This window comes from Rhodococcus sp. NBC_00294, assembly GCF_036163995.1.
Classification (GTDB): domain Bacteria; phylum Actinomycetota; class Actinomycetes; order Mycobacteriales; family Mycobacteriaceae; genus Rhodococcoides.
Map to the genome: position 1 here is coordinate 3,248,121 of NZ_CP108043.1, position 26,438 is coordinate 3,274,558.

The window sequence follows — 26,438 nt, forward strand, 5'->3', positions numbered from 1 at the left end:
GACGTGCGGCCGAATCGGCCGCGGCGTCGATGCTCTCTGCGTCCGTTCGGTGGAAGTGTGCGTCGTCTCGCACAGCCCGGGGAGCAGAACCGCTCCTCGGCCACGGGACCGACGAGGAGGAGCGAACGATGACGACGTCGGACAGCGCACCGAGAACCACCGAACCGGCCGACACGGCACCTACCGTGAACCGGACAGCGTCCGATCCCTTCCCGCTCTCCCCGGCGCAGGCCAGCCTGTGGTTCGCCCAGAAGCTCGCTCCCGAGGTTCCCCTCACCGTCGCGCAGTACGTCGACGTGCAGGGTGACCTCGACATCGACCTGCTCGAGCGCGTGGGTGCCCGCGCGGCCGCGGAACTCCAGTCCGGCGAGATCAGGCTCGTGGAGATCGACGGTCAGCCGTATCAGGTCGTCGACCCGGCAGCCACCGTGCGCACCACTCGGCTCGACGTCCGGTCCGAGGCGGACCCGATCGCCGCGGCCCTGGCCTGGATGCAGAAGGAGATGCGCTCCCCGGTCGATCTGGACCGCGATCCGCTGACCGTCAACGTCGTCTTCCGCGTCGAGGACCACCGCTACTTCTGGTACACCCGCATGCACCACATCGCCGGTGACGGATACGGCGCCGTCACCGCCATGAAGCGCGTCGCCGAGCTGTACACCAACGAGCAGGCCGGTGTTCCCACCCCGGACAGCAAGGCCGGCGACCTGGCCACGCTCTACGCGGCAGAACGCGCGTACCGCACCTCCACCAGGTTCGAGACCGACCGCGCCTTCTGGCAGGACACGCTCCAGGGTCTGCCGGACACCTTCTCCCTCGCCGATCGCACCGCCCCGGCCGCGCCGAGTCGCCTGCGACTCAACGGTGTCACCGACGAGACCGTCGGCGACATGCTCACCTCCGCGGAGGAGCGATTCGACGCCAGTGCCGCTGCCGTCGTGGCCGCGTCCTTCGCCGCCTACCTGCACCGGGTCACCGGGCGCGCCGACGTCGTCATGAGTCTGCCGGTGTCCGTCCGCACCACCGCGGCGCTGCGCCGCTCGGGCGGCATGGTGTCCAACGTCGTACCGATCCGCGTGCACATCTCGCCCGACATGAACATCGGCGACCTGGTGTCGTCGGTGACCCTCGAGATCACCGGTGCGCTGCGCCACCAGAAGTATCGCCACGAGGACATCCGCCGCGACCACGGCAGCTCGACCATGCACCGCGGGTTCTTCGGACCCATGGTGAACATCATGCTGTTCGACTGGACCGTCGGTCTGGGCGATCTGGTGGGCCGGCTGCACCTGCTCTCCAGCGGTCCCATCGAGGACTTCACCTTCAACGTCTACAACAGCGGCGGCAACTCGCTGAACATCGACTTCGAGGGCAACCCGTCGCTGTACGACGAGGACACCCTCGCCGCCCATCATCGGCGGTTCCTCGCCTTCTTCGAGAACTTCCTGGGACGCGGGGCACGAACTCGCGTCTCCGGTCTCGACGTCGTGCTGCCCGACGAGTACGACCGTGTGGTCACCGAGTTCAACGACACAGCCGTGAGCGTTCCGCGGACCACGCTGCCCGCGCTGTTCGACGCACAGGTGCGGCGCACCCCGGACGCGACGGCCCTGGAGTTCGCCGGCACCGCACTGACGTACGCGGAACTCGATCGTCGCTCGTCCCGCCTGGCGCGGGCGTTGATCGCCCGCGGCGTCGGACCCGACGTGCTCGTGGGCCTGGCCATGCAGCGCTCGCTCGACCTCGTCGTCGCGATGTACGCGATCGAGAAGGCCGGCGGCGCCTACGTACCGCTCGACCCCGATCATCCCGCCGAGCGTCTCGGCCACGTCCTCGACACCGCCCGGCCCGCGTGCGTGCTGACGGTGTCCACGCAGGGTGTCGTCCTGCCCGACACCGCTGCGCGCGTCGACGTCGACACGCTCGATCTCGCCGGACTCGCCGACACACCGGTCGGCGACAGTGAACGCACGGCGACTCTGCGACCCGATTCGCTGGCGTACGTGATCTTCACGTCGGGTTCCACGGGCCGCCCCAAGGGTGTCGGGGTGTCGCACCAGGCGATCGTCAACCGATTGCTGTGGATGCAGAACGAGTACTACCTCGGCGCCGACGACGCCGTGTTGCAGAAGACTCCGGCGACGTTCGACGTCTCGGTGTGGGAGTTCTTCTGGCCGCTCCAGGTCGGCGCCCGCCTGGTGATCGCGGAGCCCGACGGGCATCGCGACCCGCGCTACCTCGCCTCGATCATCGCCGGATCAGGCGTCACCACGGCACATTTCGTGCCCTCGATGCTCAGCGCCTTCGTCGCTGAACTGCGCGCGTCCGACGCCCGGCTCGGTGACCTGCGTCAGGTGTTCTGCAGCGGTGAGGCACTGCCCGCGGAGACGGCATCGGCATTCCGCTCGCTCACCGGGTCCGCGCTGCACAACCTCTACGGGCCGACCGAGGCCGCCGTCGACGTCACCTACTGGAAAGTGACCGACGCCGACGCCGTCACGGTGCCGATCGGACGGCCGGTGTGGAACACCGCGTTGCAGATCCTCGACGCCCGGCTCGAGCCGGTTCCGGTGGGAACGGCGGGCGAGCTCTACCTCGCGGGCGACCAGCTCGCCCGTGGCTACGTCGGTCGGCCCGATCTGAGCGCCGACCGGTTCGTCGCCGACCCGCTGTCGGCGCACGGCACCCGCATGTACCGCACCGGCGACCTGGCGCGTTGGCGGGCCGACGGCGCCGTCGAGTACCTGGGCCGCACCGACTTCCAGGTCAAGATCCGCGGACTGCGGATCGAGCTCGGCGACGTCGAGGCGGCTCTGGTCGCGCATCCCGCCGTGCACCACGCGGTGGCCGTGGCCCACGTCGACGAGCGCGGCGAGACCACGCTCGTCGCGTACGTCGCACCCGAGCCCGGCACCGACGCGGCGAGCGTCGAGGTCCGCGCTGTCGCCGCGACCGTCGCCGACCGCCTCCCGTCCTACATGGTGCCGTCGCTGGTGATCGTTCTCGACGCACTTCCGTTGAGCGCCAACGGCAAGGTCGACCGCAAGGCACTGCCGGAACCGGTGCGCCGCCGGGCCGACGTGCCCTCGGTCCCGCCGCGCACAGAGGTCGAGCGACGCATCGCCGAGACCATCGCCGACGTGCTGGACGTCCCCGCTCCCGGTGTCCACGACAGCTTCTTCGAGATCGGCGGCAACTCGCTGCTGGCCACGCGCGTGGTCTCCCGCATCAGCGCCGAGCTCGGTGCCGACGTGGGCATCAAGGACCTCTTCGAGGCGCCGACCGTGGCACGTCTGGCGGATCGCGTCGCCCATGCGCCCGTGGTCACCACCGGGCCGCCGCTGGTCGCTGGACCTCGCCCGGATCGCATTCCCCTCTCGCTCGCCCAACAGCGACTGTGGTTCCTGAACCGGTTCGACTCGGCGTCCCCGGCGTACAACATGCCTTTCGCCATCACGTTGCACGGCGACCTCGACGCGGACGCTCTGAGTGTCGCGCTCGCCGACGTCCTGGAGCGCCACGAGACGCTGCGCACCGTGTATCCCGACTCCGCCGACGGTCCGCACCAGGTGGTGCAGGACCCCGCGCACCACGACCTCGCGCCGATCGACACCGACGACTCGGCGCTGGCCGACACCGTGCGGGAGTTCGCGTCTCACGGATTCGACGTCACGCGGGAGCACCCGGTCCGTGTCCGCCTGTTCCGCACCTCGCCGACGTCGCACACGCTGGCCGTGGTGCTGCACCACATCGCGTCGGACGGGTTCTCCTTCGGCCCCCTCGCGACCGATGTCATGACCGCCTACGCTGCGCGGACGCAGGGGAGTGCGCCGCTGTGGGCACCGCTCGACGTGCAGTACGCGGACTTCACGCTCTGGCAGCACGCCGCACTCGGAGACGAGAACGATCCGACCTCGATCCTGCGCAGTCAGATCGACTACTGGACCGCGCGGTTGGACGGCCTGCCCGACACGCTCGAGCTGCCGACGGATCGCCCCCGTCCCGCTGCACCGTCGCACCGCGGCGGCGCCCACGACTTCCACATCGACGCCGATCTGCGCCAGCAGCTCCTCGTGCTCGCATCGGACACCTCGGCCAGCCTGTTCATGGTGTTGCACGCGGCACTGTCCGCGCTGCTGGGACGGCTCGCGGACTCGGACGACGTCGCGATCGGGTCGCCCATCGCCGGTCGCGGCCACCGCGCGCTCGACGGACTCGTCGGCATGTTCGTCAACACACTGGTGCTGCGGTCGACGCCCGCGCCGCACGTCCCGTTCACCGACCTCCTCCGCGAGGTACGCGATCACGACCTCGAGGCGTTCGCCCGCGCGGACGTCCCGTTCGAGCGTGTCGTCGACGCGGCGGCACCGGAGCGCTCGACGTCGCGCCACCCGCTGTTCCAGGTCGTTCTCTCCTTCGAGAACCTCGCGCCGGTCCGCGTCGAGATGGCCGGACTGGATGTCGAGGTCGCCGAAATCGACCCCGGCACCGCCAAGTTCGACCTCACGCTGCAGCTCTCGGAGCGCACCACGGTCGACGGTCGGCCCGACGGGGTCGATGCGCGCCTGGGCTACGCCCGCGATCTGTTCGACGACGCGACAGCCGCGACGATGGCGCAGCGACTGGTGTCCGTCATGCGATCGGTCGCGGCGGATCCCACCCGAGCGATCGGCGACATCGATCTGTCCACGTCCACCGACGCTCCTGCCGTCCTCGTGGGCGCGGCAGCCGGGCCCACCTCGTCGCTCGCCGACATCCTCGTCTCGGCCGCGCGGCGCGATCCGTCCGCCACCGCCGTCGTCACGGCGGACGGCTCCGTCACGTACGGCGAACTCGACGACGCGTCGGACCTGCTGGCGCACGCGTTGATCGCCGAGGGAGTCGGCCCGGAATCGATCGTGCCCGTGTGCCTCGAGCGCTCGATCGACTCGATCGTCGCGACCTGGGCCGTGACGAAGACCGGCGCCGCCTTCCTCCCGGTGGATCCGCGCTACCCGGCGGACCGCATCGAGCGCATGGTCACCGACGTCGCCGCGTCCCTCGGCATCGCTGCCGCGGGAGCCGCACTGCCCGTCGCGGTCCGGTGGGTCACCGTCGATCACCGATCCGACGAGTCCTCGGCGGCACTGCCCGTACGGGTGCGCCCGGAGAACCCGGCATACCTCATCTTCACGTCCGGATCCACGGGCACCCCCAAGGCGGTCGTGGTGCCGCACCGCGGCCTCGCCGACTTCGCCCGCGAGCAGGTGGCGACCTACCGAGTCGGACCGCGATCGCGCACACTGCATTTCGCCTCGCCGAGTTTCGACGCCTCGATCCTGGAACTGCTCATGGGATTCGCCGCGGGCGCGACCGTCGTGGTCGCCGGTACCGACGTCTACGGCGGCGACCGCCTCACCGCACTGCTGCGTGATCAGCGGGTGACCCACGCCTTCGTCACCCCTGCTGCTCTCGAGACGGTGGACCCTGCGGACCTCGACGCTCTGACCTTCGTCGGGGTCGGCGGCGACGTCTGCAATCCCGCCCTCGTCGAACGGTGGGCGCCCGGCCGCCGCATGCTCAACCTGTACGGGCCGTCCGAGGCCACCGTCGTCGCGACCCTGACACCGCCGATGGCACCCGGCTCGCCCGTCACCATCGGCGCCCCGCGCCGCGGTGTCGACGTGCGGGTGCTCGATCGTCGTCTGCGCCCGGTGGTCCCCGGAGTTCCCGGCGAGCTCTACCTGTCCGGGCCGGCGCTGGCCCGCGGGTACCTCGGGCGCCTGCCGCTGACCTCGACCCGCTTCGTCGCCGATCCGTTCGGCACCCCGGGTGACCGTATGTACCGCACCGGCGACGTCGTCGCCGCCGTGACCACCACCGCGGGAACCGAACTGGTGTTCCGCGGCCGAGCCGACGACCAGGTCAAGGTGCGGGGTCACCGCATCGAACTCGCCGAGATCGACGCGGTGCTCCAGCGTCATCCGTCGGTCACGTTCTCCGTCACGAGCGTGCAGAACGCGGGCCGGGCCGACGCCCGGCTGGTCTCGCACCTCACGCTCGCGCCGGGCACCGCCGGAACCGAGCCGGTGCTCGAGCACGCCCGCCGCACCCTGCCCGGGTACATGGTGCCGTCCGCGGTGGTCGTGCTCGACGAGGTGCCCCTCACCCCGTCGGGCAAGCTCGATCGCCGCGCGCTGCCGATGCCCACCCCGGAGACGACGGAGGCGGCGTACCGCGAGCCCCGCACCGAGACCGAGTGGACCGTCGCCCGCGTGTTCGCGGACGTCCTGACGGTGCCCCGGGTCGGTCTGGACGACAGCTTCTTCGACGCCGGTGGCAACTCGTTGATGGCGACCCGTGTCACGAGTGCGATCGGCGCCGCGCTGAGCCGTGAGGTGGAGGTGCGCACTCTCTTCGAGGCCCCGACCGTCGAGGCGCTCGCGGCTCACCTCGACGCCGACAGCGGTGCGGCGTCGCGGATCCCGCTCGTCGCGATCCCGGCGGCGAGCCGTCCGGACCGGATTCCGCTCTCGTCGCCGCAGCAACGGCTGTGGTTCCTCAACCGCTTCGACCCGACCTCCGACGCCTACAACATCTCGTTCTCGGTGCACCTGGACGGCGTCCTCGACGCCCCCGCGATGGCACTGGCGTTGGCCGACGTGGTGGAACGGCACGAGAGCCTGCGGACCATGTTCCCCGAGAACGATCACGGACCGCACCAGGTCGTCGCACCGGCAGCACCCGCACCGCTCACGACGAGAGTCGTGGACCGCGGCGACGTCGCGGACGCGCTGACACGGTTCGCCCGTCGCGGGTTCGATCTCACTGTCGAGACCCCGCTGCGCACCACTCTTCTGTCGATCTCCGAGACGGAGCACGTGCTCGGTCTCGTCGTGCACCACATCGCCGCGGACGGGTGGTCCCTCGGACCTCTGACCCGCGACGTCATGGTCGCCTACGCCGCCCGCATCCGGGGAGCTGCCCCGCAGTGGACCCCGCTTCCGGTGCAGTACAGCGACTTCACTCTGTGGCAGCGGGCCGTGCTCGGAGACGAGGCCGACCCGGAGAGCCGGGCACACCGCGAACTCTCCTTCTGGACCGACACTCTCGCCGACCTTCCGGACGAGTGCACCCTGCCCGGCGATCGCGTCCGCCCGGCTGCGCCGTCCCACCGGGCCGGCGTCCACGAGTTCGCCGTCGATCCGGCCGTGATGACCGCACTGTCGGCCGTCGCCGAGCGCCGGGGCAGCACCACGTTCATGGCGATGCACGCCGCACTCGCGGTCACGCTCGCTCGGCTCGCCGACACTCGGGACGTGGTGATCGGCACCCCGATCGCCGGCCGACGCGATCGCGCACTGGACGAGCTGGTCGGCATGTTCGTCGGCACCCTGGTCCTGCGCTCCGACGTGGCGCCGTCCGACACCTTCGCCGACCTTCTCGGCCGGGTCCGCAGCACCGATCTCGACGCGTTCGCCCACGCGGACCTGCCGTTCGAGCGTCTGGTCGACGCACTGTCGCCGTCGCGGACGGCCGGTCGGCACCCGCTCGTGCAGGTCGTGCTGGCTTTCCAGTCCGACGGTGTCACCAGCGGCGAACTCGACGGTCTCACCGTCACCGCGTCGGAGATCGATCTGCAGCGCAGCAAGTTCGACGTCGAGCTCGCCGTCACGGAGAGCACCGACGCCGACGGCGAGCGGTCGTGGCGGTTCCGCGTCACCTACACGCGCGATCTCTACGACGAGAGCACCATCGCCGCCTTCGCGGACCGTGTCAGCGCCGTGCTCACCACGGTGGCCCGAGACCCGTCGGTGACCGTGGGCGACATCGATCTCCTGTCCCATCAGGAGTCCCGCGAACTGACGACACGGGCCGGCGGGCGTCCCGACGCACCGGTACTGCTGCCCGACCTGTGGGCCGCCGTCGCGCGGGAGTACGCGAACACCACTGCGCTGGTGCATGATCCGTCCCACGGCGTCGACGCCACGGCTCGGCGGTCGCGCACGTACGCCGAGCTCGATGCCGACGCCACCCGTCTCGCCCGGGTCCTGCTCGAACGCGGAGCCGGACCCGAGCGCGTCGTCGCCCTGGCGCTCACCCGGTCGGCGGAGTCCGTCGCGGCGATGCTCGCCGTGGCGATGACAGGCGCGGCCTGGGTCCCCGTCGATCCGCGCTACCCGGCGGACCGCATCGACCACATGCTCACCGACAGCGGGGCCGACCTCGGTGTCTGCACCGTGGCCGACCGCCCGGCGGCAGGACGGGACGTCGACTGGATCGTGCTCGACGACCCGGCCACCGTCGCCGACATCGCGACCCGGTCGACGGAACCCGTCACCGACCGTGACCGGACGTCCACGCTGCGTGTCGACCATCCGGCCTACGTCATCTACACCTCCGGATCGACGGGACTGCCCAAGGGCGTCGCCGTGACGCACTCGGGACTCTCCTCGTTCGCGGAGGTGCAGCGCACGACGTTCGGCATCACCGGAACATCGCGGACCCTGCACTTCGCCTCGCCGAGCTTCGACGCGTCGGTGCTCGAGATCCTGATGGCGATGGGCGCCGGCTCCACCGTCGTCGTCGCCCCGAGCGACGTCTACGGCGGCGCGGAACTGGCCGAACTGATCGACCGCGAGTCGGTCTCGCACGCCTTCGTCACCCCGGCCGCGCTCGCGACCGTCGACGTCGCCGCCGGATCACTGCCGAGTCTCACCACCGTGGTGGTGGGCGGCGACACGTGCTCCGCGGACCTGGTGCGGCGCTGGTCGGTCGGACGTTCGCTGTACAACGGGTACGGCCCGACGGAGGCGACCATCGTCGCCGCCATCGCGGAACTGCGTGCCGACGAACCGGTCACCATCGGTACGCCCATCGCCGGAGTCCGCGCCGTGGTGCTCGACGCGCGTCTGCATCCGGTGCCGGTCGGCGTCACGGGTGAGCTGTACCTGTCGGGTGTCGGCGTCGCTCGCGGCTACCTCGACCGCGCGGGACTGACGGCGGGCCGGTTCGTGGCCGCTCCGTACGGCACAGCGGGGGAGCGGATGTACCGCACCGGCGATGTCGTGCGGTGGACTGCGGACGGCCGGCTCGACTACATCGGACGCTCGGACACCCAGGTCAAGATCCGCGGATTCCGCATCGAGCTCGGTGAGATCGACGCCGCACTGACGAGGGACCCGTCCGTCGGCTTCGCGCACACTCTGGTGCACACCGATGCCTCCGGTCGCGCCTCGCTGGCGTCCTACGTCGTCGCCGCCACCGGACACGACATCGATGTCGACGCGGTCACGGGCGGCGTCCGCTCCGTCCTGCCCGGCCACATGGTCCCGGCATCGATGACGGTTCTCGAGCGCATCCCTCTCACTCCCGTCGGCAAGCTGGACGTGCGGGCGCTTCCCGCCCCGGTCGTCGTGGCCGTCGACCGCACTCACGACGCGCCGGCCTCCGAGACCGAGCGGACCGTCGCCGAGACCGTGGCGGCAGTGCTGGACCTCGACGTCGAGGTCGGACGCGACGACAGCTTCTTCGCACTCGGTGGCAACTCCCTGTTGGCCACACAGGTCGCGTCCCGCCTGGGTTCCACTCGCGGCGTTCGGGTTCCGGTCCGGGCACTCTTCGAGCACCCGACGGTCGCAGCCCTCGCCGCGCACATCGACGGGCTCGCCGAGTCCGCCGGCCCCGCTCTCGAGGCACGGCCTCGACCCGACCGGATCCCGCTGTCCTCGGCGCAGCAACGCCTGTGGTTCCTCAACAGGTTCGACCGGGCGTCGGGGGCGTACAACGTGCCCTTCGCGGTGCGCCTGACGGGACCGCTCGACATCGCCGCGCTGGAGGCCGCGCTGCGCGACCTCGTCGACCGCCACGAGGTGCTCCGGACCGTGTACCCGGACTCGCCCGAGGGCCCGCACCAGGTGATCCTGCCTGCGCACGAGGTGCCGGTGGCGCTGGAGCCCGTCGTGACCGAGCCCTCCGCGGTGACGGCCGCGATCGTCACGAGCGCGGCCCGCGGGTTCGACGTGACCACGCAGGCGCCCCTGCGGGTGGACCTGCTCGAGGTGGCGGCCGGGGACGAGCACGTCCTCGTCGTCACGCTGCACCACATCGCCGCGGACGGCTGGTCGCTGGCGCCGCTCGCCGCCGACCTGCTCACCGCCTACACCGCGCGGTCCACCGGCACGGCACCCGCGACGGAGCCACTGCCGGTGCAGTACGCGGACTACACGCTGTGGCAGCGTGACCGGCTCGGCTCCGAGGACGACCCGTCGAGCCTCGTCTCGACGCAACTGGCGTACTGGACGGCGGCGTTGACCGGAGCTCCCGACCGTATCGACATCCCCACCGACCGTCCGCGGCCGAGCGTGCCGTCTCACCGGGGCGGGGTGGTCACCACCACGGTGGGTGTCGACACGCACCGGCGGCTCGTCGACCTCGCGCGGCGGGAGAACGCGACGCTGTTCATGGCCGTCCACACCGCCCTCGCCGTCGTGCTCGGCCGTCTCGCCGGCCGCTTCGACACGTCCGTCGGTACCGCGGTCGCCGGCCGCGGCGACCAGGCACTGGACGCGCTGGTCGGAATGTTCGTCAACACGCTGGTCCTGCGCACGCGGGTCTCGCCGACCGCGTCGCTGACCGAGGCGTTGCAGCACGTGCGCGCGGTCGATCTGGACGCGTTCGCGCACCCCGACGTTCCGTTCGAACGTCTGGTGGACGTGCTGCACCCGCAGCGCAGCACGAGCCATCACCCGTTGTTCCAGATCATGTTGTCGTTGCAGGACGACGTTCCGACGACTGCCCGCATGGGCGAGGTGACCGTCGACGCGGCCGAGGTGGACGTCGCCGTCGCCAAGTTCGACATCCAGTTCACGGTCACCGACCGGCGCACCGACGACCGGGAGCCGGCGGGGCTGACCGTCACCGCCGACTACGCGACCGATCTGTTCGACGCCGCCACCGTGAGCACCATGCTCGATCGTCTGGTGGGCGTGTTGGGCGTCCTGGCCACCGAACCCGACCGCAGCATCGGCAGCGTCGAGATGTTGACCTCGCAGGAGCGAGCCCATCTGGTGCCCGTGCACGGCGGCGAGACCGATCCTGATCCGTCGCTGACCCTGTCCGAGGTGTTCGAGCAGACCGCACGCCGGGTTCCCGACCGCATCGCGGCGGAGTACCTCGGCGCCCACATCACCTACGGCGAGCTCGACCGACGTTCGACCACGGTGGCCCGAGCTCTCGTCCGGCGCGGTGTCGGACCGGAATCACTGGTGGCCCTGGGCTTCACGCGATCCTTCGACTCTCTCGTCGCGGTCCTGGCCGTCGCGAAGGCCGGCGGCGCCTTCGTCCCGGTCGACCCGCACTACCCGGCCGACCGCGTCCGTCACATGCTGACGGACTCGGCGACCACGTGGGGACTGACGACCGCGGAGCACCGGGCGGCCGTGGACGGAGTCTCGTCGACACGGTGGCTCGTGCTCGACGACGCGGACACCCTGGCCGAGCTGGCTCGTACGTCCAACGAACCCCTCACGCCCGCAGAGCTTCTCGGACCCATCGCTCTCGTGCACCCCGCGTACGTCATCTACACCTCGGGGTCGACCGGGACACCAAAGGGCGTCGTCGTCACCCACGCCGGCCTGTCGAACTTCGCCGGCGAGCTGCGCGATCGATTCGAGGTCGACGAGACGGCACGCGTACTGCACTTCGCGACACCGAGTTTCGACGCCGCCGTCATGGACCAGCTGTTCGCGTACGGATCCGGCGCGACACTCGTCGTGTCACCGCCCGGGGTCTACGGCGGCCGCGAACTGGGCGACCTGCTGGGATCGGAACGCATCACGCACGCCTTCATCACGACCGCGGCATTGTCGACCGCGGACCCGGCGAGCGCGACGTCGTTGCGACACATCCTCGTCGGCGGCGAGGCGTGCCCACCGGAACTGGTGGAGCGCTGGGCTCCGGGACGCTCGCTGTACAACGTGTACGGGCCGACGGAGACGACCATCGTCACGACGATGAGTGCGCCGATGGTGCCCAAGGGTCCGGTCACGATCGGTGGACCGATCCGCGGTGTCGCGGCGCAGGTCCTCGACCGCCAGCTGCAACCGGTGCCGTTCGGCGTCGTCGGCGAGCTGTACCTCGCCGGACCGGAACTCGCTCGCGGATACCTCGGGCGCACGGCGTTGACGTCGTCGCGGTTCGTCGCCGATCCGCACGGCAAGCCGGGTGAGCGCCTCTACCGCACCGGTGACCTGGTGCGCTGGCGCGAGTCCGCCGACGGCGACCCGACCCTGTCCTACGTGGGCCGGACCGATCATCAGGTCAAGATCCGCGGGTTCCGCATCGAGCTGGGTGAGATCGACGCCGCGTTCGACGTGCACGACGGCGTGGACTTCGCGACCACGATGGGCCACGTCCTGCCCTCGGGGGACACCGTGCTGGTGTCCTACGTCCTGCCGCACCGGGAATCGTCGGTCGACACGGCGTCGCTGCGTCGCCATCTGCAGGAGCGACTGCCCGGCTACATGGTGCCGCAGTCGATCATGCTGCTGGACGAGCTGCCGCTGACCTCCGTCGGCAAGCTCGATCGGCGAGCGCTGCCCGCTCCGGAGTTCGCCGTCACCGGCGAGCATCGCGATCCGAGCACCGCGACCGAGCGCGCCGTCTGCGCTGTCTACGAGGAGATCCTGGGGGTGGCCGGAGTCGGACTCGACGACAGCTTCTTCGAACTCGGCGGCACGTCGCTGGTGGGGACGCGCGTGGTCGCTCGACTCGAAGAGACCCTCGGCACGACGGTTCCGATGCAATGGTTGTTCACCGACTCCACGCCGGCAGCTCTCGCCGCGCGCATCGACGACACCGCGCATCTGTCGGCGGACGAGGTCGCGGCGACGGCCACGGCGTCACTGGACATGCTGCTGCCGCTGCGCCCGCAGGGTTCCGCGTCACCGGTGTTCTGCATCCATCCGGCGTTCGGACTGTCCTGGAGTTACAGCGGTCTGCTCGCCCACCTCGACTCGAATCAGCCGGTGTACGGCCTGCAGTCACCCGTCGTCTCGGGACGCACCGAGGAGTTCGACACGGTCGAGGAGCTGGCCCGGTACTACGTTCGCGAGATCCGGTCGATCCAGCCGCACGGTCCGTACCACCTGCTGGGCTGGTCGCTCGGAGGCCTCATCGCCCACGCGATGACCGTCGAGCTGCAGCGGGTGGGGGAGAGCGTCGCGACGCTGACCATGCTCGACAGCTACGTGCTCGCCGACGAGTACCTCGAGTCGACACCGTCGGTGCGGGACCTCATCGAGGAGTTCACCGGCCACGAGTTGCCGGCAGGCGTGGAACCGACGGTCGCGGAGGCGGCGGCCGCGCTGCGGTCCGAGGGTGGTCCGATGGCGGCGATGACCGTCGACACCCTCGAGCGGCTGTACGCGGGCTACGTGAACGGGACCTCGCTGGCGCACGGGTACTCACCGGGCGTCGTGGACTGCGACGTGCTGTTCTTCACGGCGACCGAGGACGAGGTGAACCGGAACGACGTACGGCGGACCGCCTCGGCCTGGCGTCGACACGTCCGCGGTGCCATCCACGATCACGCGGTGCCGGTCGCACACTCCGCGATGACCGATCCGCAGGCACTCGCGATCATCGGACCGATCGTCGCGCAGCACCTGCGCTGATCTCGGACGTACCCGAGACACACCGAGGGCCCCGGAGCAGATGCTCCGGGGCCCTCGGTGACGACAGGGGAGAGGCGGTCAGACTCCGGCGCCGCGACGCTTCGCCTTGAGCAGATCCATCCGCTCCTTGAGCAGTTCCTCGAGCTCCTCCACCGAACGCCGCTCGAGCAGCATGTCCCAGTGGGTGCGCGGGGGCTTGACCTTCTTTGCCTCGGGCGCGGTGCCCTCGATCAGACTGCCCTCGAGACCGTTGCGGCAGAGCCAGGTGCCGGGCAGCTCGGCGTCGTCGGCGAAAGGAACGTCGAACTCCTCGCCGTTGTCCGTCCGGTATCGAGCCATGCGCCGGGGCGCGAGGTCGTGGTCGCGATCGGTCTCGTAGCTCACCGCTCCGAGTCGACTACCTCGTAGAACGCGATCTGCCATGGTGGAGTCCTCTCTCGATCGTGGTACGCATGTCGCGTCCGTCGAATTCAACGCGCGTGGTGCGCGGAACGTTCCCGCACGCGAACACCCCATTCTAACCGGTGATGCGGCAGGGTCCGCGCACGTCGGTATCGTCGGGTCGATGCGGGGTGAATCCGGGACTGTGGACGGTGGGATCGGTCGGTCCCGCGCACGGCGCCCGAGCACGTGTCTGTGGTGCGGTCGGCCGGTGGTCGAGGGCGCTGCGGGCCGGCGCCGACGGTACTGCCGTCAGTCCTGCCGTCAGCGCGCCTACGAACAGCGGACGTCGCTGAAGGACACCGTCGTCGCGGACGACGCCGTGGTGCTCACGGAGGCCGAGGCCGGTGCCGCCGCCGATCGCGCGTTCGGAGTCCGGTGCGCCGCCGAGGACGTGGCCACGGCCGTCGCGGAGGGCGCCGACGCGGCCGAACTCGCCGAACTCTGCGACCGGTTGGTCACCCTGGCCAAGGACGCGGAACGACTGCGCTGATCCTGATCAGACACCCAGGTCGCTCGGGTGGTAGCCCTGCGGGTACCCGGGGTACGTCCGGTTGCGCGGATCCTGCGCCGACCGCGATGCCGTCCGCTTGGGCAGCAGACGCTCCACGCGGCCTCGGGCCTGCAGCGCCGACTCGAGCGCCGGGCGCACGGCAGGGACCGGGTCGCCGAACCCGAAGGCGCGGGTCATGTCCTGATCGATCATCGACAGCACGGCGCCGCGCACCGCGGAGCGGACCGGGCGCGGGTACCACGACGCCAGCAGGTCGCGGGTGTACTCGCCGATGGCCCTGTTGTCGTCGGAGTAGACGAACCGCTCGCGCTCGTACCGCACCTTGAAGGCGTGGAAGTCGGCTGTCGACGCGGGAATGTCCCGGATGCCCATCCGGATCCCGACCTCGCGGTAGAACGCGACGCTCGCGATCCGTTCGTGCGGATGCAGGCGCCGCCACCCGTAGCGGTCGATCCAGTCCAGCGGATCGAACGCGAAGGTGGAGAGCACGTACAGCATGTCGTCGTTCGAGATGTCGTAGCGCGCGTGCATGCGGTTGACCGCGCGGAGCGACGCGCGCCCGCGCTCGGAGTCGTACCCGTGTTCCACGAGTTCCGACATGAGCAGCGCGGTGTCGTCGTACCGCTTCTGGGGGCGGTGCTCGAACTCTCCCGTCCTGCGGAGCAACGCCGAGATGGTGGGCACGCAGTACGTGCGGAACAGCGCGAACTCCAACGCGCGCTGGTAGTCCCAGGGAAACTCGCAGCCCGCCGTGATCTTGAGGACGGTGGCCGCGTCCGCCACCGGATCCAGCTCGTCGATCACCCGCACCCACCCGAACCGCCCGAAGCGCGGTCGGGGGAGGGTGGTCATCGCCCGTAGACCTTGGTCAGCAACAGGCGCGCGACCGCGACGTCGCGCCGCTTGCGCGTCATCGTCACCAGGCCCAGCGGGGCGGCGAAGCGTTGCTTCGTCACCGACTTCACCCGGGAGAACTCCCGCAACCCGTCGGCGCCGTGGATCCGTCCGAAGCCCGAGTCGCCGACTCCGCCGAACGGCAGCGCGCCCACCGCTGCGAAGCCCAGCACGGAGTTGACCGTCACCACTCCGACGCGGAGCCGATCCGCCGCCCGCTCGGCCGCGGCCTTCGACGCGGTGAAGACCGACGCGCCCAGCCCGTACTTCGAGGCGTTGGCCCGCTCGATGCCCTCGTCGAGATCACGGACGCGGTTGACCACCACGGTCGGACCGAACGTCTCCTCGGCGACGGCCGAGCTGTCCTCCGGCACGTCGAGCAGCACGATGGGATCGACGTACGGCGCCCGGACGGATTCGAGTCCGCCGACGACGGCGCGACCACCGCGCGCCAGGGCGTCCTCGACCTGGTCCCGCACGATGTCGACCTGCTTCGGCAACGTCATGCGTCCGTACTGCGCATCGTCCGAGTCGCCGACCCGGAGGTCGCGTACACGGGAGGTCAGGATGTCCACGAAACGATCGGCGACCTCCTCGACCACGTAGATGCGCTCCACACCCGCGCAGGTCTGGCCCGCGTTGCCCATGGCGCCGAACGCGGCGAAGGTCGCCGCGGCCTCGAGGTCGGCGGTGGCGTCGACGATGAGCGCGTCCTTGCCGCCGCCCTCGACCACGATCGGCGTGAGCGTCTCCGCGCACACCGCCATGACCTTCTTCGCCGTCGCGGTGGACCCGGTGAAGGCGAGCTTGTCCACTCCCGAGCGGCACAGCGCCTCGCCGACCCGACCGTCGCCGGTGACGGTCTGGAGCACCTGGTGCGGCGCCGCCAGCGACGCCCAGGCGTCGGCCAGCCAGGTGCCGGTGCGGGGAGTGAGCTCGCTGGGCTTGAAGACGACGGCGTTGCCGGCGGCCATCGAGTACGCGAGCGACCCCATCGGTGTGTAGACCGGATAGTTCCACGGGCCGATCACGCCGACGACACCCATCGGTTGATACCGCACGGAGGCAGCGTGATTGATGCTCACCAGACCCGGGAAGACGGACCGCTCCCGCAGGACACGTCGCGCGTTCTTCGCGGCCCACGTGAGATGCTCTACCGCCAGCATGACCTCGAGCAGAGCGTCGTCCTTCGGCTTGCCCGTCTCCTCGCGCACGGTGTCGACGAGCGACCCCGACGTCCGGGCGATCCTGGATCGGAACTCGAGCAGCCACCCCTTGCGATCCGTGAAATCGAGAGCGCCCCACCACAGTGCCGCGTCACGCGCGCGGGCGACGGCCGCGTGCACCTCTCCGTCGGACGGCGTCGGTGCCGCGGTGCGTTCCGGAGAGTGCTGGACCGTCATGTGTGTACCCCTCAGTCAGCCGAATGATCCACTGTGATCGGTGACACTATGGCTGATCGCCGTCCGCGACAATGACCGAGCCGACCGTGGTCGGTGACCCGAACCGACCGTCAGGCGATGTCGCACCCGTCGGTGGGTACGTCGGCGAACCTGTCCATCAGGTACGCCGCGGCCGCACCGCCGTAGCCGTCGATGATCTGCGGACCGAAGTGGTTGGGCAGCACCGCACCCGGCAGGATCGGCGGCAGCGGGTTCGACCGGAACGTCACCGACGCACCCTGGCCGCACCACTCCTCCGCCAACTCCCGCGCCTGCCCGTACGGCACCGTGTCGTCGTTGATGCCGCTGGTGATCAACACCGGGGCCGACGGCCGCAGGGTGCCGGTACGCAGCTTCTCGAAGATGGGACCGGCCTCGGGCACGGATCTCAGATTCTCCGACATCGAGCGACCGTCCTTCGTCAGCGTCTCGGTGCGCAGGAACGGATACGTCAGGATCGTGTCGGCGATGCACTGGGTCGACAGGTCGTTCAGCACCGTCTTGCCGTGATCGGAGACGCGCTCCTCGACGCGGGCCCGCAACGACGGGTTTCGCTCGAGGACTCCGTTCAGTGCGTACCCGATGACTCCGCCGATGAGAGTGCCGTCCACCACGTTCAGCACGTCGAGCAGGTCGGCCGTCGGTGCGCCCGCCCACGTGCCCTTGATGTTCAGTTCCGGTGCGTAACTCGCCGCCGACTCGGCCGCGGCGGCGGTGGCGCCGCCGCCCTGCGAATAGCCCCAGAGACCGATGGGGGAGTCGGGGTCGCCCGCCAGCGCGTTCGCCGCTCGCGCGCCGTCGAGCACCGCGTGCGCCTCCTCCGGCCGGTTGACGTAGGTGTGCAATCCCGGCGTGCCGAGACCGATGTAGTCGGTCACGAAGACGCGCGCGCCCATCGACCCCCAGAGTGTCGACGACACGAGTTCCTGGTTCGCCGAGAGGGACAGGGGGTCCGTCGTGAGGTTCAGCCCGAGCGGGAACGCCCGCGACGGCGCGCACTGGTCGCCCTGCCCCACCGTCCCCGGAGCGACCACGACGGTGGGTCTGGGGCCGACGCCGCGCCAGGGAACGGCCGAGTCGATGAACGTTCCGGTCACCGCGACGGGCTCGTCGTTCTCGGTCCGCGAGGTGTACATGACGCGCTGCGCGGTGGCGGGATAGCGACCGTCCACTCCCGGCGCAGCGAGAAAGAGCGACATCGGCTCGGTGCGGAGCACCGTGCCCGGCGCACCCGCGACGTCCGTCGGTGGGGAGTAGAAGTCGTCACCGGGGGCTGCGTCGGCGAGTGCGGGTGCGACACCGACCAACGCCACGAGCACGGCTCCGACGATCAGACTGCGTGACAGTGTCATCGACTTCCTTCCCGCTGCGCGGACCCCCCGGCAGGCGCCCTGAAGTTAGACAGTTCTGGCACCAGGTGTCAAGGTCACGAGGTGAAGCCCGTCACTCCGGCGGCACGGTCATCGACGCCGGGAGCCACCGCAGGAGGAAGGCGCGGAGGTCGTCGTCGTCCGCGATGGACGGATCGTCGAAGAGCACGACGGACAGTCCGAGACGAGTGGTGATGAGGACGATGTCGTCCAACACCTCCGCGACCCGGGGGTCGAGTGCGGTCAGCGGGGACAGTAGATCTCGCACGACGGGAATGGCGTGCTGGACGACATCGGGATGCAGCACCGGGTTGATGCCGTCCAACCGCAGCAGCGCTCCCATCGCGGGAATGTCGCGCACCGCCCGCCGACCACCGATCACCATCTCCACGACGTAGTCGCGCACGGTCTCCGGGCCGTCGAGGCGCGACCGGATCTCGGTCATGACCTCGACCGCCAAATGCTCCATCGTGCGGGTCACCAACACCTCGCGCGTGCCGAAGATGGAGTACACGGTCTGTCGGGAGACCCCGGCAGCGGCGGACACACCCGCGATGGTGACGCCGTCGAAACCGTGCTCCGCGATCACCTCGAGGGTGGCCTCCATGATCTTGCCGCGCGATCGCATGGGACCAGTGTGCGGGATCCTCACGTCAGCTGCGGTCGCGCCGAGCCACCTCGAGCTCGAACCCGGCCGGCATGAGGGTGAGGCGTTCCTCGATGGCGAGCTCGTAGCCCGGATCGGGAGCGACGTCGAAGGTCTGGAGGATCGTGCCCAGCACCAGCAGCGACTCGTGGAGAGCGAACTGGCGCCCGATGCAGGCACGCTCGCCCGTGCCGAACGGCTTGTAGGCGTGCGGCGGCCTGGCCCGCACGTTCGCCGACAGGAAGCGGTCCGGGTCGAACACCTCGGGATCCGGCCCCCATACGGGATCGCGATGCAGACCGGGGATGAGCACCAGGGCCCAGTCGCCCGCTGCCATGGGACGCCCGCCGACCGTCGTGTCGTGGCGTGCCTCCCGCGCGTAACCGGGGGCCGTCGGCCACAGGCGCAGTCCCTCGTCGAGAACCCGTCGGACGAAGCGCAACTTCGCCACCTGCTCGAAGGACGGCGTGTCCGCACCCCACACCTCGTCCACCTCCGCACGCGCCCGAGCCCACATCTCGGGATGCCTCGACAGGTAGTACAGGGCGAACGACAGTGAGCCGGAGGTCGTCTCGTGTCCGGCGATGAGGAAGGTGACGATCTGATGCCGGATGTTCACCTCGTCCAGCGCGTTGGGATCACCGTCGCGTGCCGCCTGGAGCATGATGTCCAGCAGATCGCCGTCGCCGCTCGTCTCACCGTCCCGGCGGGCCCGCACGATGTCGTCGAGCAGCTCGGCCATGAAGGCCTTGTCGGCATCGTTCCGCCGTTCGCGACGCCGGAACACCAGGTCGCCGACGACGGGGAGCGGCAGCAGTGCGCGGCGCTGGTTGTGCTGCAGGGTCCGCACCATGGCCCGGACGAACGGATGCGTCTCGGCGCGGGTGAACGAGTCGAAGCTGTAGCTGAACCCCGTGCGGCCGATGGTCTCGAGCGTCAACTTGGTCATGTCCGAGGAGACGTCGACCCGATCACGGGACGACCAGTGCGACACCAGCTGTCCGGCGACGTCCACCATGATGTCGTGGTAGCTCCGCATGGCCGACTGCGTGAACGCCGGCCGGAGGAGATCGTGGGCCTTGCGCCAGTTCGGTTCGTGCGAGTACGCCGTGAACAGTCCGTCCCCGCCGATCGAGCGAAGTCCGGCGACCGCGGGTGCCACGTGCTTGACGAACCGCGACTCGTCGCTGAGTTCCTCCACGAGATCGGCGCCCGACACGATCACGAACCGGCGTCCCAGGACCACCCGCTCGAAGATGGGGCCCAGCTGCGCGGCCAGCGCCACCGAGTCCTGCACCGGGGTGCTCGCGTGTACGCCCAGCACGTCGCCCAGCACCGGGAGTCGTCGAGGGGGATGGGGAAGCGGAGAAGTGGACGAGATCGTGGTGACCACGGTCGGACCCTTTCGCGTGGGTGGCCGGCGTACTGAACCGGGATACAACAGCGGACGGTACCCCCTACTGAACGCGTGTCAAGTATCACGAGCAGTCCCGTAACATGGCGCAGGTCATGACCTCTCCCCGCAAACGCCTGTCACCCGATCAGCGTCGGCACCAGCTGCTCGAGATCGGGTCACGACTGTTCGCGGAACGGCCTTACGAGGAGGTGTGGATCGAGGAGGTCGCCGACCTGGCCGGCGTCTCGCGTGGGCTGATGTATCACTACTTTCCGTCCAAGAGGGATTTCTTCGCCGACATCATCCGGCTCGAATCCGCGCGGATGGTCGAGATCACGGCTCCCGACACCACGCTGCCCGTCGAGCACCAGGTGTCCGCCGGACTGCGCGCCTACATCCGCTACTCCACCGATCACGCTCACGGACTACGGGCCATCAATCGAGGAACGATGTCGGGCGACGTCGGTATCCAGGCGATCCTCACACCCGAGTTCGAGACGCAGCAGCAACGGATCCTGGCGGCTCTGGGACCCGACGACGGCGCGGACGAGGTGACGCGGGTGGCCGTGGCCGGGTGGGTGTCGTTCGTTCGCGCCGTGTGCGTGGACTGGGTGGACCGGCAGTCGATCTCGGCCGACGAGGTGCATGATCTCTGCATGCGCGCACTGCACGGACTGCTGCGCCGTTCCTGAGAGGAGGACGCGTGACCGACACCGGTGCGGACTCGCGACACCTCGACGATCTGCGTCGTCTCCGTCGAGTACGGGATCGAATGGACCGCGAGTACGCCACGCCACTGAACCTCGAGACCCTGGCGCGCGACGCGCACGTGTCCGCGGGGCACCTGAGCCGGCAGTTCCGCGCCGCGTACGGAGAGTCGCCCTACGCGTACCTGATGACGCGGCGCATCGAACGAGCCATGGCGCTGCTCCGGGGGTCGGAGAGGTCGGTGACGGAGATCTGCTTCACCGTGGGGTGCTCCTCACTGGGCACCTTCAGTACCCGTTTCTCCGAACTGACCGGACTGTCCCCGTCCGCGTATCGGCAGCAGAACCAGTCCACGGAGGTCGGCGCGCCGTCGTGTGTCGAGAAGGTGGTCACCCGACCGATCAGGAATCGAGAAGCGGACCGCGTAAGGCGAACCTAGTGTCGTCGCCATGACACTCACCATCGCCTCCAGCTTCCTCCCGCAGGACGATCCGGAGGCCGCACTGGCCTTCTACCGCGACCTTCTCGGCTTCGAGGTCCGCCTCGACGTCGGGTACGAGAACCTGCGGTGGCTCACCGTCGGCCCGCCCGGGCAACCGGACACCGCCATCGTTCTGACACCGCCCGCGGTCGACCCCGCCATCACCGAGGACGAGCGCCGCACCATCACCGAGATGATGGCCAAGGGCACGTACGGCGGCATCCTGCTCGCGAGCGACGACCTCGAGGCGACCTTCGATGCACTCCAAGCCGCGGATGCCGACATCGTGCAGGAACCGACCGACCAGCCCTACGGGATCCGGGACTGCGCGGTGCGTGATCCCGCGGGCAACCTGGTCCGCATCCAGCAGCGTCAGCGGTAGTCGCTCAGATCGAGGTTCGCGTCGTCCGAGCCGCTGAACCTGCCGGCCAGCGCTCGCACCGGCGCCGAACCGGCCAGTCGCACAGCAGAGTTGAAGACCGCGAGCCCCACTGCCGTCTTCGGGTGCGCCAGCCTCGGCGTTCCCGGCGGCAGCGACTGCACCGTGTCGACGAAGGGCCGCATCCGCGCGTCCCACGCCGTGAACGCGGCCCGGTGATCATCGGTGCGGGCGAGTTCGGCGGCCAGTACGTAGGCACCGGTGATGGCCAGTGTCGTGCCCATCCCACTCACGGGAGTCGCGCACCAGGCCGCGTCGCCCACCATCGCGACCCGGCCCGACGACCACCGTGGGGCGCGCACCTGAGCGAGACGGTCGACGTACAGCTCCGAGGCGGAATCGAGCGACTCCAGGATGCGGGGAGTCTCCCAGCCGGCGCCGGCGAACGTCGTCCGAAGGGCGGCGACGACCTCCGACTGCCCTGCCCGCTCGAGGCCGGTCGGCCCCGACAACCAGGACAGGCTGAAGCGCGTGGTGCCCTGGTTGTCCGGGCGCAAGCCGGCCACACGTCCGCCGGTCGCGTTGTACCAGCGCCACCATGCATCGTCGTCCGAGGTGCGGGGGAGCACCCCGTAGGCGGTGAACAGCCCGAGATCTCGCGTGACGGCCTCGCCGGGAAAGACGATCTCCCGGCTCCCGGACCGCACTCCGTCGGCGAACACCACGAGGTCGTAGCGCTCGGGAGCGCCGTGCTCGAACGTCACGTCGACACCGTGGGCGTCCTGATCGCAGCCCACGACCCGGTCGCCGTAGCGGTACTCGACGTCCGGTCCCGACGCGTCGACGAGGATGCGCGCGAGTTCGCCGCGGAGGATCTCCAGCTCGGCCGTCGCGCCTCCGCTGTCCGCCGTACCGGCCGGGAACGCCGCGATCGTCGCGCCCCGTCGATCGACGAACCGGGTGCCCTGTTCCGTCGTGGTCGCGGCGAAGAGAGCGTCCTCCAGACCCATGCGGCGTACGACCTCGCGGCCGGGACCACGAATGTCGATGTTCTGCCCGCCGAGCCGAGGCGACGGAGCGCGCTCGACGACGGTCACAGCACGACCCGACCTCGCAAGCCAGTACGCGAGGGTCGGGCCGGCGATGCTGGCCCCGGTGATCAGTACGCGTCGTTCTGCAGTCACGATCCTCGCCTTCCGTGCTCACTACCTGTGAGGTACAGGAAGGACTTCGTCGACCGACGGTACGTCGGTCGACGTGCGACGCTCAGGCAGGGTTCCAGGTGATACCAAATTGTGCCGATAATCGACATTATGTCAACTACCGTGAAATTCCCACCCCTTGCCGCGTCAGGTACCTCATCAGGTGCAGTCCCCCCGAGAACGTCCGCGTCTCCGCCAACTCCAGGCCCGCCCACTCGTCGAGCACCGTGAAGAACGGCGTACCGGCGCCCACCAGAACGGGATGCGTCATGATCACGTACTCGTCGATCAGCCCGGCCCTCATCGCCGCCGCGGCCAGTGTGGCGCCGCCGATGTCCATCGGGCCACCGTCGCCGGCCTTCAGACGGACGATCTCCGCCACGGCGTCACCTGTGACGAGCCGCGCGTTGCCCTCCACCGCGTCCAGGGTCGACGAGAACACCACCTTGGGCATGTCGCGCCACCGACGGGCGTACTCGACGTGCGCGGGCGTCGCCCCTGGCTGCCGATCGGCCGTCGGCCAGTGCGCGTTCATCGCCTCCCACAGCCTCCGCCCGTAGAGCGTGAGGCCCGTCGAGTCGACGCGGTCGGACCACCACTGGAACGCCTCGTCGCTCGGCACGCTCCAGCCGAGGTCGCCATCGGGCGCCGCGACGTAACCGTCCACACTCGTGTTCATCGCGAATCTCAGTGTGCGCATGACGTTTCCCCGTCAACGGCGCACATCGAACACCTGCTTCTGGACACCGTTGCCGTAGACCTCGTGCTCGACGAGCGTCAGCACCGTGGTGTCCTTGTCCGTGTCGCTGAACAGGCGCAGTCCGGCGCCGAGCAGCAACGGGAACACCAGCAGGTGGTACCTGTCGACCAGCCCGGCGTCGGCCAACGCACGTCCCAGCGTCGCGCTCCCGTGCACGAGGATCGGTCCGCCCTCGGTCTCCTTCAGCGCGGCGACGTCGTCGAGTGATCGAAGAACCGTTGCAGGCCAACGCGAATCATCATCGTCGAGCGTCGTCGATACCACGTACCGCGGCATGGCGTTGTATCCGGCGAAGTCCTCCATCGTGGGCCACACGGGCGCGAACGCCTCGTAGGACCGGCGACCGAGCAGCAGCGCGGCGGCCTCCCCCTGCTCCCGCCCCTTGATCTCGTACGCGGCCTCGTCGAACTCGACGTCCGTGAAGGTCCAGCCCGCATTGCGGTATCCGGCCTCTCCACCAGGCGCCTCCATCACGCCGTCGAGCGAGACGAACGCGGTGACGATCAACGTGCGCATGTGCACTCCTTCGTTCCCGGTGGGCGCTGGTCGGCCCACGAACACTCTGACCGACGCGCACCCCGAAAGTCATCGGTTGCGCCACACCCCGGATCGCCTGTAGTACTTACCCTTATGGCTAACCATACGGCAGAACTCGACGCCGTGCTCACCGCCCTCGGAGATCCGACGCGGCGAGCAGTCGTCCGGCGTCTCGGTGCCGGTCCGGCAAGCGTCGGTGAACTGGCGGCGCCGTTCCCGATCGCGCTTCCCACCTTCCTCAAACACGTCCGCAGTCTCGAGTCGAGCGGGCTCATTCGCACGGCCAAAGTAGGACGCGTCCGGACGTGCACTCTGCACAGGGAACGACTCGACCTCGTCCAGGACTGGCTCGACGATCAACGACACCTCTGGGAGAGCCGCACGGATCGGCTCGAACAACTCGTCACCTCCCCGACTCCGACGGAAGAAGACTCATGACCGCGCTCCCGATCGATCCTGCCCTCGACCTCGTACTCGATCGCGTCATCGCGGCTCCTCGTCACCGCATCTGGGAGGCATGGACGAACTCGTCGTTGCTGTCACAGTGGTGGACACCGGCACCCACCGTCACTCGGGTGGACCACCTGGAGGTGCGACCGGGCGGGGCGTTCGTCACCGAGATGAGCGACGACGGAACGACATTCGTGCCCCACACCGACGCCGTGTTCCTCGTCGTCGAGCCCGACACCCGGCTGGTGCTCACCAACACTCTCGACAGCGGGTGGCGCCCCGCGTCGCCGCAGCCGGTCGCGATGTCAGCGGAGATCACGCTGACCGACCACCCGCGCGGCACTGCTTACCGGGCCGTCGTCCGTCACGGAGATCCGACGACACGCGATCGTCACGCGAGCCTCGGGTTCGCGGAAGGGTGGGGCTCGGTCACCGCAGCACTCGCCCGGCTGGTCGAGTAGTCGGGCGGCTGTAGCGTGTCGGGCGTGAACTCCTCTCGTACCCTCGGTGTCCTGCTGGCCTCGTCCGCGTCGCTCGTCCTGGTGCTGTCCGGATGCAGCTCCGACAACGACACGCCATCTGCCGCCACCTCCTCCAGCGCCGCATCCTCGTCCGCGGGGTCGTCGTCGACCGCAGCTGCCGAGTCGTGCCCCACCGCGGCGCCCGAGTCCGGTGCCGCGGCCGAGTGGGACCTCGACGGTGACACGGGCAGCATCGCGGTGACCGGGTCCACCGACGATGCCGCTCCCCTGGTCACCGTCGAGGCACCCTTCAGCGTCGCGGAGACGCAGGTGCAGACATTGCAGGCCGGCGACGGCCCCGTCGTCGCGGCGGACGCCACCGTCTCCGTCTGCTACATGGGCGTCAACGGACGCGACGGATCCACCTTCGACAGCAGCTACGAGCGCGGCGCCCCGGTCGAATTCCCCCTCGACGGTGTCGTGGCCGGTTTCCAGAAGGCCATCGCCGGCCAGACCGTGGGATCGACGATCGGCGTCGCGGTGACCTCCGCGGACGGTTACCCCAACGGTCAGCCGCGCGCGGGCATCCAGCAGGGCGATTCTCTGATCTTCGCGATCAAGGTTCTCGGCGTCAGCTGAGCAGCATGACGAGGGACGTGCCGGTCGACCGCGGACCGCTGTTCGACGGTGTCCGCATCGGCCGGCCGGCGACCGGTGCGTTGATGACGCGGGGTATCGCACGGTGCAGCCTCCCGGCGAACCTCGCGACTTTGTCCGCGCTACACGGAGTGGGGCCGTCCGCGATCAGGCGGTTGGCCGAGGCACGCGACGATCGGCGATGAGGGGAACCTCGCCAGAATCGACGCGGCACTGCGGCACCGCAGGCGGAGACTCCGCACAACGATGCGCGAGAGGAGATCTGGGCGGTTCTGGGCGAGATCCTCGTCGACCGCCTCGTCGCGAACGTGTCGGCCGGCGAGCTGGCGTCGTCGCTGCGTGAAATCGACGAGCTCTGCGACCGAGTGGAGTCGTCGTGGACGGTGATCGATGCTCCCGATCTCGTCGCCGACCTCTGGACTGTGCCGGCGTACCTACGCCACTG

Annotated in this window: 18 protein-coding genes; 9 read left to right on the top strand and 9 right to left on the bottom strand. The window is 69.7% G+C overall.

What is annotated here, in order from left to right:
* The first annotated feature begins 128 nt into the window (after nucleotides 1-128).
* Nucleotides 129-13,655 carry a non-ribosomal peptide synthetase gene (locus OHB23_RS15210; RefSeq protein WP_328809825.1) on the top strand — a complete coding sequence of 4,509 codons (13,527 nt, stop codon included), beginning with the start codon at nucleotides 129-131 and terminating at the stop codon, nucleotides 13,653-13,655.
* Nucleotides 13,656-13,733: 78 nt separating this feature from the next.
* Here the strand turns inward: OHB23_RS15210 and OHB23_RS15215 are convergent, their stop codons facing one another.
* Nucleotides 13,734-14,078 carry an RNA polymerase-binding protein RbpA gene (locus OHB23_RS15215; RefSeq protein WP_027505388.1) on the bottom strand — a complete coding sequence of 115 codons (345 nt, stop codon included), beginning with the start codon at nucleotides 14,076-14,078 and terminating at the stop codon, nucleotides 13,734-13,736.
* A gap of 142 nt (nucleotides 14,079-14,220) precedes the next feature.
* Here OHB23_RS15215 and OHB23_RS15220 point away from each other — a divergent pair, with 142 nt between their 5' ends.
* Nucleotides 14,221-14,589, top strand: a complete 369-nt coding sequence (locus OHB23_RS15220; protein ID WP_056445139.1) for a hypothetical protein — start codon at nucleotides 14,221-14,223, stop codon at nucleotides 14,587-14,589.
* A gap of 6 nt (nucleotides 14,590-14,595) precedes the next feature.
* On the opposite strand, the gene OHB23_RS15225 is transcribed toward OHB23_RS15220, so the two are convergent.
* From OHB23_RS15225 to OHB23_RS15245, 5 genes are all read right to left on the bottom strand, one after another.
* Nucleotides 14,596-15,462, bottom strand: a complete 867-nt coding sequence (locus OHB23_RS15225) for an oxygenase MpaB family protein (protein ID WP_222631181.1) — start codon at nucleotides 15,460-15,462, stop codon at nucleotides 14,596-14,598.
* Nucleotides 15,459-16,907, bottom strand: coding sequence for an aldehyde dehydrogenase family protein (locus OHB23_RS15230; RefSeq protein WP_328809826.1), 1,449 nt, complete (start codon nucleotides 16,905-16,907; stop codon nucleotides 15,459-15,461). Before OHB23_RS15230 ends, OHB23_RS15225 begins: the two co-directional genes overlap by 4 nt.
* A gap of 110 nt (nucleotides 16,908-17,017) precedes the next feature.
* Nucleotides 17,018-18,298 (bottom strand): lipase family protein, encoded by a 1,281-nt coding sequence (locus tag OHB23_RS15235; protein ID WP_328809827.1) that lies wholly within the window; start codon nucleotides 18,296-18,298, stop codon nucleotides 17,018-17,020.
* A 91-nt stretch (nucleotides 18,299-18,389) separates the two neighbouring features.
* Nucleotides 18,390-18,944, bottom strand: coding sequence for a TetR/AcrR family transcriptional regulator (locus OHB23_RS15240; RefSeq protein WP_222631193.1), 555 nt, complete (start codon nucleotides 18,942-18,944; stop codon nucleotides 18,390-18,392).
* Between the two features lie 25 nt (nucleotides 18,945-18,969).
* Complete coding sequence (locus OHB23_RS15245) at nucleotides 18,970-20,355, bottom strand: cytochrome P450 (protein WP_027505392.1); 1,386 nt, start codon at nucleotides 20,353-20,355, stop codon at nucleotides 18,970-18,972.
* A gap of 116 nt (nucleotides 20,356-20,471) precedes the next feature.
* Between OHB23_RS15245 and OHB23_RS15250 the strand changes: the two genes are divergently transcribed.
* The 3 genes from OHB23_RS15250 to OHB23_RS15260 are packed head-to-tail and all read left to right on the top strand — an operon-like array spanning nucleotide 20,472 to nucleotide 21,929.
* Complete coding sequence (locus tag OHB23_RS15250; RefSeq protein ID WP_328809829.1) at nucleotides 20,472-21,050, top strand: TetR/AcrR family transcriptional regulator; 579 nt, start codon at nucleotides 20,472-20,474, stop codon at nucleotides 21,048-21,050.
* A gap of 11 nt (nucleotides 21,051-21,061) precedes the next feature.
* Entirely contained in the window at nucleotides 21,062-21,505 is a 444-nt protein-coding gene (locus OHB23_RS15255; RefSeq protein WP_027505394.1) for a helix-turn-helix transcriptional regulator, read from the top strand.
* Between the two features lie 10 nt (nucleotides 21,506-21,515).
* Nucleotides 21,516-21,929, top strand: coding sequence for a VOC family protein (locus tag OHB23_RS15260; RefSeq protein WP_222637519.1), 414 nt, complete (start codon nucleotides 21,516-21,518; stop codon nucleotides 21,927-21,929).
* On the opposite strand, the gene OHB23_RS15265 is transcribed toward OHB23_RS15260, so the two are convergent.
* From OHB23_RS15265 to OHB23_RS15275, 3 genes are all read right to left on the bottom strand, one after another.
* Nucleotides 21,920-23,110, bottom strand: coding sequence for an FAD-dependent monooxygenase (locus OHB23_RS15265; RefSeq protein ID WP_328809830.1), 1,191 nt, complete (start codon nucleotides 23,108-23,110; stop codon nucleotides 21,920-21,922). The two genes, OHB23_RS15260 and OHB23_RS15265, sit on opposite strands and share 10 nt — an antisense overlap.
* A 136-nt stretch (nucleotides 23,111-23,246) precedes the next feature.
* Nucleotides 23,247-23,828 (bottom strand): dihydrofolate reductase family protein, encoded by a 582-nt coding sequence (locus OHB23_RS15270; protein ID WP_328809831.1) that lies wholly within the window; start codon nucleotides 23,826-23,828, stop codon nucleotides 23,247-23,249.
* A 12-nt stretch (nucleotides 23,829-23,840) separates the two neighbouring features.
* Entirely contained in the window at nucleotides 23,841-24,404 is a 564-nt protein-coding gene (locus OHB23_RS15275; protein WP_027505399.1) for a dihydrofolate reductase family protein, read from the bottom strand.
* A 114-nt stretch (nucleotides 24,405-24,518) separates the two neighbouring features.
* Between OHB23_RS15275 and OHB23_RS15280 the strand changes: the two genes are divergently transcribed.
* Genes OHB23_RS15280 through OHB23_RS15295 form a run of 4 tightly spaced genes read left to right on the top strand, consistent with a single transcriptional unit; the run spans nucleotide 24,519 to nucleotide 26,178 of the window.
* Nucleotides 24,519-24,863 (top strand): ArsR/SmtB family transcription factor, encoded by a 345-nt coding sequence (locus tag OHB23_RS15280; RefSeq protein ID WP_056444493.1) that lies wholly within the window; start codon nucleotides 24,519-24,521, stop codon nucleotides 24,861-24,863.
* Nucleotides 24,860-25,336, top strand: coding sequence for an SRPBCC domain-containing protein (locus tag OHB23_RS15285; RefSeq protein WP_328809832.1), 477 nt, complete (start codon nucleotides 24,860-24,862; stop codon nucleotides 25,334-25,336). The genes OHB23_RS15280 and OHB23_RS15285 overlap by 4 nt, the downstream gene beginning before the upstream one ends.
* 15 nt (nucleotides 25,337-25,351) lie before the next feature.
* Nucleotides 25,352-25,975 carry an FKBP-type peptidyl-prolyl cis-trans isomerase gene (locus OHB23_RS15290; RefSeq protein WP_155956988.1) on the top strand — a complete coding sequence of 208 codons (624 nt, stop codon included), beginning with the start codon at nucleotides 25,352-25,354 and terminating at the stop codon, nucleotides 25,973-25,975.
* Nucleotides 25,976-25,980: 5 nt separating this feature from the next.
* The gene (locus tag OHB23_RS15295; protein WP_328809833.1) at nucleotides 25,981-26,178 is read left to right on the top strand and encodes a helix-hairpin-helix domain-containing protein; all 198 of its coding nucleotides are present in this window, start codon (nucleotides 25,981-25,983) and stop codon (nucleotides 26,176-26,178) included.
* The last annotated feature ends 260 nt before the right edge of the window (nucleotides 26,179-26,438 follow it).